Annotated in this window: 15 protein-coding genes and 3 tRNA genes; 16 read left to right on the forward strand and 2 right to left on the reverse strand. The window is 73.9% G+C overall.

All coding sequences use genetic code 11. The annotated features are described in order from the left end of the window. Nucleotides 1–48: 48 nt before the first annotated feature. The 13 genes from OSR43_RS03225 (at nucleotide 49) to OSR43_RS03285 (ending at nucleotide 9,058) form a co-directional block, all read left to right on the forward strand. Nucleotides 49–1,224 (forward strand): homogentisate 1,2-dioxygenase, encoded by a 1,176-nt coding sequence (locus OSR43_RS03225; protein ID WP_302269584.1) that lies wholly within the window; start codon nucleotides 49–51, stop codon nucleotides 1,222–1,224. Between the two features lie 57 nt (nucleotides 1,225–1,281). Beyond that, nucleotides 1,282–2,295: a pirin family protein gene (locus tag OSR43_RS03230; RefSeq protein ID WP_302269586.1), complete on the forward strand. Its 1,014-nt coding sequence runs from the start codon at nucleotides 1,282–1,284 to the stop codon at nucleotides 2,293–2,295. Next, nucleotides 2,292–2,867: a DNA-3-methyladenine glycosylase I gene (locus OSR43_RS03235; RefSeq protein ID WP_302269587.1), complete on the forward strand. Its 576-nt coding sequence runs from the start codon at nucleotides 2,292–2,294 to the stop codon at nucleotides 2,865–2,867. Before OSR43_RS03230 ends, OSR43_RS03235 begins: the two co-directional genes overlap by 4 nt. 16 nt (nucleotides 2,868–2,883) lie before the next feature. After that, the gene (locus OSR43_RS03240) at nucleotides 2,884–3,264 is read left to right on the forward strand and encodes a CidA/LrgA family protein (RefSeq protein WP_302269588.1); all 381 of its coding nucleotides are present in this window, start codon (nucleotides 2,884–2,886) and stop codon (nucleotides 3,262–3,264) included. After that, nucleotides 3,261–3,956, forward strand: a complete 696-nt coding sequence (locus tag OSR43_RS03245; RefSeq protein WP_302269590.1) for an LrgB family protein — start codon at nucleotides 3,261–3,263, stop codon at nucleotides 3,954–3,956. The genes OSR43_RS03240 and OSR43_RS03245 overlap by 4 nt, the downstream gene beginning before the upstream one ends. 45 nt (nucleotides 3,957–4,001) lie before the next feature. Further along, nucleotides 4,002–5,435: an amidase gene (locus OSR43_RS03250; protein WP_302269591.1), complete on the forward strand. Its 1,434-nt coding sequence runs from the start codon at nucleotides 4,002–4,004 to the stop codon at nucleotides 5,433–5,435. A 59-nt stretch (nucleotides 5,436–5,494) separates the two neighbouring features. Beyond that, nucleotides 5,495–5,567: transfer RNA gene (locus tag OSR43_RS03255), tRNA-Thr, on the forward strand. Between the two features lie 55 nt (nucleotides 5,568–5,622). Continuing rightward, nucleotides 5,623–5,696 (forward strand) — tRNA-Met (locus OSR43_RS03260). Nucleotides 5,697–5,775: 79 nt separating this feature from the next. Then, complete coding sequence (rpmG, locus tag OSR43_RS03265) at nucleotides 5,776–5,946, forward strand: 50S ribosomal protein L33 (RefSeq protein WP_280610067.1); 171 nt, start codon at nucleotides 5,776–5,778, stop codon at nucleotides 5,944–5,946. A 140-nt stretch (nucleotides 5,947–6,086) separates the two neighbouring features. Further along, nucleotides 6,087–7,226, forward strand: coding sequence for a hypothetical protein (locus OSR43_RS03270; RefSeq protein WP_302269592.1), 1,140 nt, complete (start codon nucleotides 6,087–6,089; stop codon nucleotides 7,224–7,226). A gap of 29 nt (nucleotides 7,227–7,255) precedes the next feature. Continuing rightward, the gene (locus OSR43_RS03275) at nucleotides 7,256–7,654 is read left to right on the forward strand and encodes a MaoC family dehydratase N-terminal domain-containing protein (protein WP_302269593.1); all 399 of its coding nucleotides are present in this window, start codon (nucleotides 7,256–7,258) and stop codon (nucleotides 7,652–7,654) included. Further along, nucleotides 7,651–8,049, forward strand: a complete 399-nt coding sequence (locus tag OSR43_RS03280) for a MaoC/PaaZ C-terminal domain-containing protein (protein WP_302269595.1) — start codon at nucleotides 7,651–7,653, stop codon at nucleotides 8,047–8,049. Before OSR43_RS03275 ends, OSR43_RS03280 begins: the two co-directional genes overlap by 4 nt. After that, entirely contained in the window at nucleotides 8,042–9,058 is a 1,017-nt protein-coding gene (locus OSR43_RS03285; protein ID WP_302269596.1) for a UDP-N-acetylmuramate dehydrogenase, read from the forward strand. Before OSR43_RS03280 ends, OSR43_RS03285 begins: the two co-directional genes overlap by 8 nt. Nucleotides 9,059–9,167: 109 nt before the next feature. On the opposite strand, the gene OSR43_RS03290 is transcribed toward OSR43_RS03285, so the two are convergent. Then, nucleotides 9,168–10,217 carry an adenosine deaminase gene (locus OSR43_RS03290; protein WP_302269597.1) on the reverse strand — a complete coding sequence of 350 codons (1,050 nt, stop codon included), beginning with the start codon at nucleotides 10,215–10,217 and terminating at the stop codon, nucleotides 9,168–9,170. Continuing rightward, on the reverse strand, nucleotides 10,214–11,446 hold the full coding sequence (locus tag OSR43_RS03295; protein ID WP_302269598.1) for a pyridoxal phosphate-dependent aminotransferase: 1,233 nt from the start codon (nucleotides 11,444–11,446) through the stop codon (nucleotides 10,214–10,216). The genes OSR43_RS03290 and OSR43_RS03295 overlap by 4 nt, the downstream gene beginning before the upstream one ends. Nucleotides 11,447–11,584: 138 nt before the next feature. Here OSR43_RS03295 and OSR43_RS03300 point away from each other — a divergent pair. The 3 genes from OSR43_RS03300 (at nucleotide 11,585) to nusG (ending at nucleotide 12,935) form a co-directional block, all read left to right on the forward strand. After that, nucleotides 11,585–11,657 (forward strand) — tRNA-Trp (locus OSR43_RS03300). A gap of 41 nt (nucleotides 11,658–11,698) precedes the next feature. Beyond that, nucleotides 11,699–11,950, forward strand: a complete 252-nt coding sequence (gene secE, locus OSR43_RS03305) for a preprotein translocase subunit SecE (RefSeq protein ID WP_302269599.1) — start codon at nucleotides 11,699–11,701, stop codon at nucleotides 11,948–11,950. A gap of 52 nt (nucleotides 11,951–12,002) precedes the next feature. Continuing rightward, nucleotides 12,003–12,935 carry a transcription termination/antitermination protein NusG gene (gene nusG / locus OSR43_RS03310; RefSeq protein ID WP_302269600.1) on the forward strand — a complete coding sequence of 311 codons (933 nt, stop codon included), beginning with the start codon at nucleotides 12,003–12,005 and terminating at the stop codon, nucleotides 12,933–12,935. The last annotated feature ends 125 nt before the right edge of the window (nucleotides 12,936–13,060 follow it).

Genomic DNA, 13,060 nt, shown 5'->3' on the forward strand with positions numbered 1-13,060 from the left:
ACACGCGTCCGACTATCGGAGGGCGCGTGCACGCGAAGGAGTCGTGCCATGGCCTACTACCGCTCCGTCGGCGACGTCCCGCGCACGCGGCACACCCAGCACCGCGACGCCGAGGGGCGCCTCCTGCCCGAGGAGCTGATGGGGGAGGAGGGGTTCAGCTCGGACTCCTCGCTGCTGCACCACCGCGGCGTGCCGTCGGCCGTCGTGGCCTCCGAGGTGTGGACGCTGCCGGACCAGGCGCGGGTGCCCAACCACCCGCTCAAGCCGCGCCACCTGCGGCTGCACGAGCTGGTCACCGGCCCCGACGCGGTGACCGACCGCCGGCTCGTGCTGGGCAACGGCGACGTCCGGATCTCCTACGTCGTCACCGGCACCGAGCCCTCGGCCTACCACCGCGACGCCGTGGGCGACGAGTGCGTCTTCGTGGAGTCCGGGAGCGGCGTGGTCGAGACCGTCCTGGGCGTCGTGCCCTACCGCGCCGGCGACTACGTCGTGCTGCCCCGTGCGACGACGCACCGCTGGGTGCCGGCCGAGCCGAGCAGCCTCTACTGCATCGAGGCGAGCGGCCACGTCGCCCCGCCGAAGCGGTACCTCTCCCGCTACGGGCAGCTGCTCGAGCACGCGCCGTACTCCGAGCGCGACCTGCACGGCCCCGACGAGCCCTTCCTCGTCGAGGGCACCGACGTCGAGGTGCTCGTCAGGCACCGCACCTCGGCCGGGATCGTCGGCACCCGCCTGGTGCACGCGACGCACCCCTTCGACGTGGTCGGGTGGGACGGGTGCCTCTACCCCTACACCCTGAACATCGAGGACTTCATGCCGATCACGGGCAAGGTGCACCAGCCGCCGCCGGTGCACCAGGTCTTCGAGGGCCACGGCTTCGTGGTGTGCAACTTCCTGCCGCGGAAGGTGGACTACCACCCGCTGGCGATGCCCGTGCCCTACTACCACTCCAACGTCGACAGCGACGAGGTGATGCTCTACGTCGCCGGCGACTACGAGGCGCGCAAGGGCTCGGGCATCGGGCTCGGGTCGGTCTCGCTGCACCCGGGTGGGCACGCCCACGGACCCCAGCCCGCCGCGATCGAGGCGTCCCTGGGGGCCGAGAGGTTCGAGGAGACCGCGGTCATGGTCGACACCTTCGCCCCGCTCGAGCTCGGCGAGGGCGGGCTGGCGTGCGAGGACCCCGACTACGCCTGGTCCTGGGCGGGACGACGCCTCTGACCGGTGGGTCGGGGCGGTCGAGGAGCGACCGTCGGCGCGCCGGGCCATGATGGGCGGGTGACCGGACCCGAGGTGCTGACCCCGCGCGACGTGCCCCTGGGCGGGCCACGCGCGATGACCGTGCGGCGGACGCTGCCCCAGCGCGACCGCACGCTGATCGGCGCGTGGTGCTTCCTGGACCACTACGGCCCCGACGACGTCGCCGAGACCGGCGGGATGGTGGTGCCGCCGCACCCGCACACCGGGCTGCAGACGGTCAGCTGGCTCTTCACCGGCGAGATCGAGCACCGCGACAGCGCCGGGAACGTCGCGACGGTCCGGCCAGGAGAGGTCAACCTGATGACCGCCGGCCACGGCATCAGCCACTCCGAGGTGTCGCCGGCGACCACCAGCGTGCTGCACGGCGCGCAGCTGTGGGTGGCGCTGCCGGACGCGCACCGCGACACCGACCCGGGCTTCGTCCACCACGTGCCCGAGCCGGTGGCCGGTGCGGGCTTCGTGGCCCGGGTCTTCCTCGGCTCGTTGCTCGGCAGCACCTCGCCGGTCCCGACGTTCACCCCGCTGCTCGGGGCCGAGCTCCTGCTCGACCCCGGTGCCGAGGCCGCGCTCGAGGTGGACCCCGGGTTCGAGCACGGCGTGCTCGTCGACGCCGGCGCGGTGGTCCTCGGCGACCAGCCGGTCGGCAAGGACGAGCTGTGCTACCTCCCGCCCGGGGCGGAGCGGCTCGTCCTGCGGGCCGGTGACGCGCCGGCCCGGCTGCTGCTGCTCGGCGGGGCGCCGTTCGGCGAGGCGATCGTCATGTGGTGGAACTTCGTCGGACGCTCGCACGAGGAGGTCGTCGCCTTCCGGGAGGCCTGGCAGGGCCAGGTCCTGGCGGGCCCCGGGACGCCCGCCGACGAGCAGCACCCCGACGCGGCGGGCGGGCTGCCCGAGCGGCCGGCCGCCGAGCAGCGGGTCGTCGCGAGCGGCCAGGACGTCCGTCCCGGGCGGTTCGGCGTGGTGCCGGGCCAGGAGCTCCCGCCGATCCCGGCGCCGCCGCTGCCCAACGCCCGTCTCCGGGAGCGCCGGTGACGGGACCGGTCGTCGGGGAGGACGGCGTCCCGCGCTGCCCCTGGGCGGGGGCTCCGGGACTGATGCGCGACTACCACGACGTCGAGTGGGGCAAGCCGGTCGCGGGGGAGTCGGCGCACCTGGAGCGGCTCACCCTCGAGGCGTTCCAGTCCGGGCTGTCCTGGGCGACGATCCTGCGCAAGCGCGAGGCGTTCCGGGCGGCGTTCGCGGGCTTCGAGGCCGACGTCGTGGCGGCGTACGACGACGCCGACCGCGCCCGCCTGATGGCCGACGCCGGGATCGTCCGCAACCGGCTCAAGGTCGACGCGGCGATCACCAACGCCCGCGCGACGGTCGCGCTGCGCGAGCGCGAGGGGCTCGAGGGGCTGCTCCGGTCCTACGCCCCGGAGGTCCCGCCGGCCCCCGCGACGACCGAGGAGGTCGCCACGACCTCGCCGGGCTCGGTGGCGATGTCGAAGGAGCTCAAGCGCCGCGGCTTCGTCTTCGTGGGCCCCACGACCATGCACGCGCTGATGGAGGCCCTCGGGATCTTCGACCCGCACCTGGTCGGCTGCCACCGCCGCGGGACCTGACCGGCAGGATGCGGGGGTGCGCGCAGACCTCGTCGTCGGAATCACCTGGCTCGTCGTGTGCCAGCTCCTCGGGGAGGTGCTGGTCCGGCTGACCGACGCACCCGTGCCCGCGCCCGTGGTGGGGATGGTGGTCCTCCTCCTCGCCCTGGAGGTGCGTCGCCGGCGCGGCCACGACACCGAGCAGGACGCCCCGGTCCGGGCCGCGGACGCGCTGCTGCGCCACCTGCAGCTGCTGTTCGTGCCGGCCGGCGTCGGGGTCGTCGGGTACCTCGGCGTGGTCCGCCAGGACGCCGTGCCCATCGTCGTGTCGGTCGCCGGCTCCTGGGTCCTCGGCCTGGTCGCCGTGGGCTGGACGACCCGGTTGCTCGAGCGCCGACCCCCGGAGGAGCGGGCGTGAGGGAGCTGGTCGAGTCGCCGGTGTTCCTCCTGGCGCTCACGCTGGTGACCTACCAGCTCGGGCGCCGGGTCCGCGACCTCACCGGCGCGCACGCGCTGGCGCAGCCGGTGCTGGTCGCGGTCGTGCTGACCGGCGGCACCATCGTCGCCCTCGACGTGGACGCGGCGACGTACGCCGAGGGGGTGCAGGTGATCTCGTTCTGGCTCGGCGCCGCGACGGTCGCCCTGGCGGTGCCGCTGCACCGGCAGGTCTCCCGGCTGCGGGGCTTCGTCGTGCCGATGCTGGTCGCGATCCCCGTCGGGGCCGTGGTGTCGGTCGTCTCGGTGGTGCTTCTCGCCCGCTGGACGGGTGCCGACGAGGTGCTCGCCCGCACGCTCAGCCCCAAGGCGGCGACCACGCCGGTGTCGATCGCGCTCTCCGAGACGGTCGGTGGCGTCCCGTCGCTGACCGCCGCGCTGACCATCGCCGTGGGCATCCTCGGCGCGGTGGCCGGGCCGGCGGTGCTGACGCTGGCCCGGGTGACCGACCGGCGCGCGCGTGGCCTGGCCCTGGGCGCCGTCTCGCACGGCATCGGCGCCTCGCGGGCGCTCGCCGAGGACGAGACCGAGGGCGCGTTCGCCGGGCTCGCCATGGGGCTCTCCGCCCTCGCCACGAGCCTCCTGCTGCCGCTGCTGCTCCCGCTCCTGCTCTAGCCCGGGCTCCAGCCTCCGCGGGCGTCGCTGTGGGAGGTTGTCGCCGTGCCCCCGGGACCCCGCATCCACGCCTTCCGCGACGACGCCCTCGCCGACCACGACGCCGTCGGACTGGTCGAGGCGCTGCACCGCGGGGCCGCGAGCGCCCGCGAGGTGGTCGACGCGGCGATCGCCCGGGTGGAGGCCGTCGACCCGGCGCTCGGCGCCGTCGCCCACCGGGCGCACGACCGGGCGCGGGCCGAGGCGCGCAACCCCCGGGGCGGCTACTTCGCCGGTGTGCCGACCTTCCTCAAGGACAACGTCGACGTCGCCCGGATGCCCACCCAGCACGGGAGCGACGCCTTCGTGGCGCGCCCACCGCGGCGCGACGGCGACCTTGCCCGGATGTACCTCGCCACCGGCCTGCTGCCGCTGGGCAAGACGCGGCTCTCGGAGTTCGGCTTCTCCCCGGCCGCCGAGCACGCCCGGCTGGGGCCGGTGCGCAACCCCTGGTCGACCGACCACACGGCCGGCGCGTCCTCGGCCGGGTCCGCGGCCCTGGTCGCCGCCGGTGCCGTGCCGATCGCCCACGCCAACGACGGCGGCGGCTCGATCCGCATCCCGGCCGCGGTCTGCGGGCTGGTCGGCCTCAAGCCGACCCGGGGCCGCCTCGCCCAGGACGCGATGCACCGCACGATGCCGGTCCGGATCGTCGCCGACGGGGTGGTCACCCGCAGCGTCCGCGACACCGCGGCGTTCCTGCGCGAGGCGGAGCGGGTCTACCGGGCGCTCCACCTGCCGCCGATCGGCGACGTCACCCGGCCCGGGCGACGCCGGCTCCGGGTCGGCGTCGTCACCGCGGCCGCCGGCCGGACGGCGAGCCCGGAGGTCGCGACCCTCACGCGCCGTACCGCGGACCTGCTGGCGGGCCTCGGCCACCACGTCGAGGAGACGGCCTCGCCGGCCCCGCCGACCTTCGCCGAGGACTTCCTGCTGCACTGGGGCCTGCTCGCCACCGCGATCGTCCGCACCGGCCGGGCCACCCACGGCCGCTCCTGGGACCTCAGCCGCTGCGACCCGCTGACCCGGGGCCTGGACCGGCTCGCCACCCGCAACCTCCACCGCCTGCCCGCCGCGGTCAGGCGGCTGCGCCGGGCGCCGGCGCTGGGCGCGGCGTTCCACGAGCGGTACGACGTCGTGCTGAGCCCGACCCTGGCGACCACCACGCCCTTGGTCGGCCACCTCGACGCCTCGGTGGGCTACGAGGAGGTGATGGAGCGGGTGCTGCAGTGGGTGGCCTTCACGCCCTGGCAGAACGTCACCGGCGAGCCGGCCGTCTCCCTGCCCCTCGCGACGACCGCCGAGGGGCTCCCGCAGGGGATGATGCTCGGCGCCGGAGCGGGGCGCGAGCAGCTGCTGCTGGAGCTCGCCCTGGAGCTCGAGGAGGCCTCGCCGCCCGCTCGGATCACCGGCTCCGCGGGCCTCGGAAGGACCTCCTGACCGCGGTCGTGGGCCCGATTTTGTGGTCCCGGATGACGTCTGTATGGTTCTCCGTCGTTGCCCCTTTAGCTCAGTCGGCAGAGCGTCTCCATGGTAAGGAGAAGGTCTACGGTTCGATTCCGTAAAGGGGCTCTGGGAAGCGGGATTGCATCGGCCGGTAACCTGGCCGGTGCAGCCCTGTCCCGGTGGCGGGGTAGCTCAGGTGGTTAGAGCACACGGCTCATAATCGTGGTGTCGCGGGTTCGAGTCCCGCCCCCGCTACTTCGAACCACCGCTGATCCCCACTCAGCACCCGGATCACGTTGCAGCACCGCAGCACCCCGACCCAGAAGGACTTCCCGTGGCCTCCAAGAGCTCCGACGTTCGCCCCAAGATCACGCTCGCCTGTGTCGAGTGCAAGGAGCGGAACTACATCACGAAGAAGAACCGCCGCAACGACCCCGACCGGCTCGAGCTGGCGAAGTTCTGCCCCCGCTGCCGTTGCCACCGGGCTCACCGCGAGACCCGCTGACGCAACCCCCGCTCTCCTCGAACGACCCGCCCGGCACGCCGGGCGGGTCGTTCGGCATTTTCCGACGGCTCCGCCGACCCCTCCGACGACGACTCCGCGCGCGGGAGTAACCGAGCCGGGTGGAGGGCCGTTGTGTGGGCATGGTCACACGCCGCCTCGCCGCCCTCCTCCTCGCCTCGGCGGTCGCCTCGAGCACAGCGGTCGCCCTCGCCGTCCCCCTCGCCGGCCCCGCCGGTGCCGGGCAGTCGGCGGGCGCGGGCGACACCCGGGGCCGCTCCTTCGTCCTGCGCACCGTGGAGGGCGACGACGGCCCCCGGCCCGCCGACGCGGCCGCCTGCCGCGAGCGGGCCGGCGCCCGCGGGGCCCTCGTCCCGCTCGAGCTCGGCTCGAGGCTCTTCAGCGTGACCACGTCCGAGGCCGACGGTCGCGTGGTCGACGAGACGCGCCGACGCCTCGGCAGCGGCTACCTCTGCGTGCTCGCGCCCGACCCGCGGGCCGCCGTGGACGAGCAGGGTGCGGGCGGCGCGGCGTACGCCCGGCTCCACCTGCCCACCGTCGGGCGCGTCGAGGCCGAGGGGTGGTGCGCCTTCGTGCCCGCCCTGGCCCAGGTGGGAGCCGTCCACGTGGCCTGCCGGCTGGACCTGTTGCCCGACCGCCGGACCGGCGTCGTCCGTGGGGCCCTCGCCACCAACACCCTCCTGGCGCCGGTCGGCGACCTGCAGCCCTCCGGGTCGCTGTGGACGGCGTACGTCGAGACGCGTGCCGGCACCGAGCCGCGGCCGGCTCCCGCGGCGCCCCTCGTCCCCGGCACCCTGGCCGGGTCCGGCCCCGGCCCGCGCGCGACGTACGTCGTGGCTCGTGGCCGGCGGATCGCCGACCCGCCGCCGTCGCGCTGCGCGGGCACGCCGCACGAGAGCTCGCTGCACCGCGTGGCGACCCGCGGCCGGACCGGCTCCGTGCCGACCGGCTCCGGACGGCGCGTCGGCCTGCTCGTCAGCTGCACCGGCAATTTCGAGGCCAACGGCCTGCTGACGGCGGTGCTGCGCGTCACCGGCCCGTCAGGTGACCGGGTCGAGCTGCAGGCCGAGGGGCGCTGCGTGGACCGTGGGCGGCCGACCGCGGCGCTGCAGCGCACCTGTGAGCTGCGGGTGCTGCCGGCGCCGCAGGCGGGCGTGCAGGGTGGCCTGGTGACGACCCTGGGCCCCGCGCTCGCCCCCGTCGGCGAGGTCGGCCCGGGCGACCGCCCGCTCGTGGCGGTGTCCCTCGTCCCGCTCGGCTGAGCGCCGAGGGCGCCGGTAGGGTCGAGGGCATGCCGGTCGACCCCTCCCTCGTGGGCAGGACCTTCCCGCCCACGCGGCCCTACACCGTCTCCGAGGAGAAGGTGCGCGAGCTCGCCGCGACCACCGGCGCCGTCTGGGACGGCGGTCCGGTGCCCCCGACGTTCCCGATCGTGCTGGCCTTCGAGGCGATGAACGCCTTCCTCGACTCCGAGGGCATCGAGCTGTCGCGGATCGTCCACGGCGACCAGAAGTTCCGCTACGAGCGGCCGGTCCGCGTCGGCGACGTGCTGACCGCCGCGCTCACCGTCGCCAGCGTCCGCTCGATCGGCGGCAACGAGATCATCGGCACCACCAGCGAGGTCGTCGACGCCGACGGGGCGCTGGTCTGCGCGACCAGCGCGACCCTCGTCCACCGGGGCGTCGCATGACCCTCGAGGCGGGCACCGAGCTCGCGACCCAGCGGTACGTCGTCCGCCGCGCCGACCTGGTGCGCTACGCCGGCGCCTCGGGTGACCTCAACCCGATCCACTGGTCCGACCGGGTCGCGACCGCGGTGGGACTGCCCGGCGTGATCGCGCACGGGATGTACACCCTCGCCCTCGCCGCGCGGGCCGTCGCGACCTGGACCGACGACGCCGAGGTCGTCGAGCTGGGCGCGAAGTTCACCAACCCCGTCGTCGTCCCCGACGACGACACCGGCGTCGAGATCGAGGTCGCCGGCACGGTCTCCTCGGTCGAGGACGGCCGCGTCGCCATCGCCCTGGTCGTCACCTCCGGCGGCCAGAAGGTGCTGGGCATGCCGAAGGCCGTCGTCCGTGCCTGACCTGCTCCGCGACCACACCACGCTCCGGCTCGGTGGTCCCGCGGCCGAGCTCGTCGTCGCGACCTCCGAGGAGGAGCTCCTCGCCGCGCTGGACACCGACCGGCCCGTGCTGGTCCTCGGCGGCGGCAGCAACCTCGTGGTCGCCGACGAGGGCTTCGACGGCCGCGTCGTCAAGGTCGCCACGACCGGCATCAGCGCCGACGTCGAGGACGACGACCCGACCTGCGGCGGCGTGCTCGTCACCGTGGCGGCGGGGGAGTCCTGGGACCACCTGGTCGAGGTCGCGGTGGAGCGGGGCTGGGTCGGTGTCGAGGCGATGTCGGGCATCCCGGGCTCGGTCGGGGCCACCCCGGTCCAGAACGTCGGCGCCTACGGGCAGGAGGTCTCCCAGACCATCGCGTCGGTGCGCGTCTGGGACCGCGTCCTGCGGGGCGTGCGCACCTTCGCCAACGCCGACTGCGGGTTCGGCTACCGGCACTCCCGCTTCAAGGCCGACCCGGGCCGCCACGTCGTCCTCTCGGTGACCTTCCAGCTGCGTCAGGGCACCCTCGGCGCGCCCGTGCAGTACGCCGAGCTGGCCCGCGCCCTCGGCGTCGAGCTGGGCCGGCGCGCGCCGCTGCGCGAGGTCCGCGAGGCCGTCCTCGCGCTGCGCGGTGGCAAGGGGATGGTCCTCGACGACGCCGACCCCGACACCTGGAGCGCCGGGTCGTTCTTCACCAACCCCGTCGTCCCCGCGGACCGGGTGCCCGACGGTGCGCCGGCGTGGCCCGCCGGCGACGGCCTGGTGAAGACCTCCGCCGCCTGGCTCATCGACCACGCCGGCTTCGGCAAGGGGTACGGCGCCGGCCGGGTGTCGCTGTCGACCAAGCACGCCCTCGCGCTGACCAACCGCGGCGGCGCCACCACCGCCGAGCTGCTCGACCTGGCCCGCGAGGTGCGCGACGGCGTCGAGGCGGCGTACGGCATCCGGCTGGTCAACGAGCCGGTGCTCGTCGGCTGCGAGCTCTAGCCGCGCTCCGGCGGTCGAATCGGCAGGGAAGCGTCAACATCCCAAGTAAACGTGGGATCTCCACGCTCCGCGGGTGTTGCAAAGGCCGCGAAGCGTCAACATCCCAGGTTCACTTGGGATGTTGCGCCAGCCACTCCTCGACCCCCGCCAGCCCGGCGGCGACGACGTCCGAGGGTGCGCGGGAGGCACGGAACGACATCCGGGCGAGCTCGGCGAGAGTGGTGTCCGGGAGGTCGTGGGCGGCGCGCATGGTGGCGTACTGCCCGGCGAGGCGGGAGCCGAACAGCAGCGGGTCGTCGGCGCCCAGCGCGACGGTCGCGCCGGCGGCGAGCAGCGTGGGCAGCGGCACGGAGGTGAGGTCGGAGTAGACGCCGAGGGCGACGTTGGAGACCGGGCAGACCTCGAGCGCGACGCCGGCCTCGACGATCCGCTCCAGGAGCGCCGGGTCCTCGGCCGAGCGCACGCCGTGGCCCAGCCGGTCCGCGTGCAGGGCGTCCAGGCAGACCCGCACGTGCTCGGGCCCGCGCAGCTCGCCGCCGTGGGGGACGAGCGCCAGGCCCGCCTGCTCGGCGATCCCGAACGCGCGCTCGAAGTCGGCGGTGGTGCCGCGCCGCTCGTCGTTGGAGAGGCCGAAGCCGACCACGCCACGGCCGGCGTACTGCGCCGCCAGCCGGGCCAGGGTGCGCGCGTCGAGCGGGTGCCGGGTGCGGTTGGCCGCGACGACCAGGGCGATGCCCAGGCCGGTGCTGCGCGAGGCGTCCGCCACGGCGTCGAGCACGAGGTCGGTGAACGCCGTGATCCCGCCGAACCGCGCGGCGTACCCGCTGGGGTCGACCTGGATCTCCAGCCAGCGGCCGCCGTCGCCGACGTCGTCCTCGGCCGCCTCCCGTACCAGCCGGCGCACGTCGTCCTCGGTGCGGAGCACCGACCGGGCGACGTCGTAGAGCCGCTGGAACCGGAACCAGCCCTTCTCGTCGGCCGCGCTCAGCTGCGGCGGCCAGTCCGCGACCAGCTGGTCGGGCAGCCGGATCCCGTCGCGCTCGGCGAGCTCGAGCAACGTCGAGTGCCGCATCGAGCCGGTGAAGTGCAGGTGCAGGTGCGCCTTGGGCAGCCCGCGGAGGTCGCGCGGACCCGCGGGCTGCTCGGCGGGAGGGATCAAGCGAAGAGCTTCTGCAGCCGGGAGACGCCCTCGACCAGGTCGTCGTCGCCCAGGGCGTAGGAGAGCCGCAGGTAGCCCGGGGACCCGAAGGCCTCGCCCGGCACGACCGCAACCTCGGCCTTCTCCAGGATGTACTCGGCCAGGTCGACGGAGGTGTCGATGACCTTCCCGTCGTACTCCTTGCCGAGCAGGCCCTTGACCGAGGGGTAGGCGTAGAACGCGCCGGTCGGCGTCGGGCAGACGACGCCGTCGATCTCGTTGAGCATCGAGACGATCGTCCTCCGCCGGCGGTCGAAGGCCTTCTTCATCTCCTCCACGGCGGCGAGGTCGCCCTCGACGGCGGCGAGCGCCGCGCGCTGGGAGACGTTGGCGACGTTGGAGGTGGCGTGGGACTGCAGGTTCCCGGCGGCCTTGACCAGGTCGGTCGGCGCGATGATCCAGCCGACCCGCCAGCCGGTCATCGCGTAGGTCTTCGCGACGCCGTTCACGATCACGGTGTTGTCGGCGAGGAAGGGGCACAGCACCGGCAGCGAGCCGGTCTCGACACCGTCGTAGACGAGGTGCTCGTAGATCTCGTCGGTGAGCACCCAGAGGCCGTTGTCCTCGACCCACCGGCCGATCGCGCGGATCTCGTCGGCGGTGTAGACCGCACCGGTCGGGTTGGACGGGGAGACGAACAGCAGCACCTTGGTCTTCTCGGTGCGCGCCGCCTCGAGCTGCTCGACGGTGACCTTGTAGTCCTGGGTCTCGTCGGCCAGGACCTCGACGGGCACGCCGCCGGCCAGCTGGATCGACTCGGGGTAGGTGGTCCAGTACGGCGCCGGCACGATGACCTCGTCGCCCGGGTCGAGCATCGCGGCGAAGGCCTCGTAGATCGCCTGCTTCCCGCCGTTGGTGACCAGCACCTGCGCGGGGTCGACGTCGAGGCCGCTGTCGCGCTTGGTCTTCGCGGCGATCGCCTTCTTCAGCTCCGGCAGGCCGCCGGCGGGGGTGTAGCGGTGGTTCTTGGGGTCCCGGCACGCCTCGACCGCCGCCTCGACGATGTAGTCGGGGGTGGGGAAGTCCGGCTCGCCGGCGCCGAAGCCGATGACCGGCCGGCCCTCGGCCTTGAGCGCCTTGGCCTTCGCGTCGACCTTCAGCGTCGCCGACTCGGCGATCGCGCCGATGCGGCGGGAGACGCGCCGCTCGCGCGGGCTGGTGGTCACGGGCTGTCCGGGCTGGGAGCTCATGGGCCCATCGTAGGGGCGCGGTGCCCACCCGCTCCCGGGGGTTTCGAGGGGCGTTTGGACTCGGCCTCGGTGTTCCCCGTAGACTCCATGACTGGTGGCTTCCGCTCCATGCCTTGGCATGCCCGGAAGCTCCACCGGAGGGCACTAGCTCAACTGGCAGAGCATCGGTCTCCAAAACCGAAGGTTGGGGGTTCAAGTCCCTCGTGCCCTGCAGATCAGCAGCACCACAAGAGATCGGAAGAGGTGACCGGCGTGTCGGACGGCAACGCGGTCCGTGGGACCCGAGAGGGCAAGGCTGACAAGCCGCGCACGGGGCCGGCGACCTTCTACCGCCAGGTCGTCGCCGAGCTGCGCAAGGTCGTCTACCCGACCCAGGAGCAGCTGGTCACGTACTTCTTCGTGGTCCTGGTCTTCGTCCTCGTGCTGATGGCGATCGTCTCGCTCCTGGACCTCGGCTTCGGCCAGCTGGCGTTCGAGGTCTTCGCGGGGAACAGCGACCAGTGACCCCGGCCCGGCGCTGCCGGACCAGATCACGACCCACCTGACGAACCAACTGATGGAGCACCACGTGTCGGAGCAGTACGACGAGACCGAGGCGACCCCGACGGCGGACGAGCCGTCGCTGGAGGACGTCTTCGGCCAGCCCGACGAGGGCTCCGAGATCGAGCTCGACCCGGCGCTGGACACCGAGGTCACCGACGAGGACACCGACGAGGCGATGGGTGTCGACCTCGACCTGCCCTCCGCCGACGAGGTCGACGCGGACCACGCCCTCGAGGCCGCCGACGACGACGCCCCGGCCGACGCGTCCGACGAGGAGGCCGCCGACGAGGAGGTCTCCGACGACGCCGAGGACGAGGACCCGCTCGAGGCGTTCCGCCGCGAGCTGTGGGCCAAGCCCGGTGACTGGTTCGTCGTGCACACCTACTCCGGCATGGAGAACCGGGTGAAGTCGAACCTGGAGAACCGCATCATCTCCCTCAACATGGAGGACTACATCCACGAGATCGTGGTCCCCACCGAGGAGGTCGCGGAGATCAAGAACGGCCAGCGCAAGATGGTCAAGCGGACCGTCCTGCCCGGTTACGTCCTCGTCCGCATGGACCTGACCGACGAGTCGTGGGCCGCCGTGCGCCACACGCCGTCGGTGACCGGCTTCGTCGGCCACAGCCACCAGCCGGTGCCGCTGAGCATGAGCGAGGTCGAGAACATGCTGGCCCCCGCCGTCGTCGCCCGCGCCGAGGCCGAGGCGGCCGCCGCCGGCACCGCGGCCCCCGCGACCGGCAGCGCCACCACCGCGAAGAAGCCCGTCGAGGTCGCCGACTTCGACGTCGCCGACTCGGTCATGGTGGTCGACGGCCCGTTCGCCACCCTGCACGCGACGATCACCGAGATCAACGCCGAGTCCCAGCGGGTCAAGGCGCTCGTGGAGATCTTCGGCCGCGAGACCCCGGTCGAGCTGTCGTTCTCCCAGATCCAGCGCGTCTGAGGACCGGCCCGGTCACGGGCCACGGATTTCACACACCACGCCGCGCCGCGCAGAATGGTGCGGTTGCTCGAGCAACAGCAGGTGGCAGAGGGCGACGTACGCCCTCGTCATGACCACGGAAGAGA

The organism is Nocardioides sp. Arc9.136 (genome assembly GCF_030506255.1).
Taxonomy (GTDB): Bacteria; Actinomycetota; Actinomycetes; order Propionibacteriales; family Nocardioidaceae; genus Nocardioides.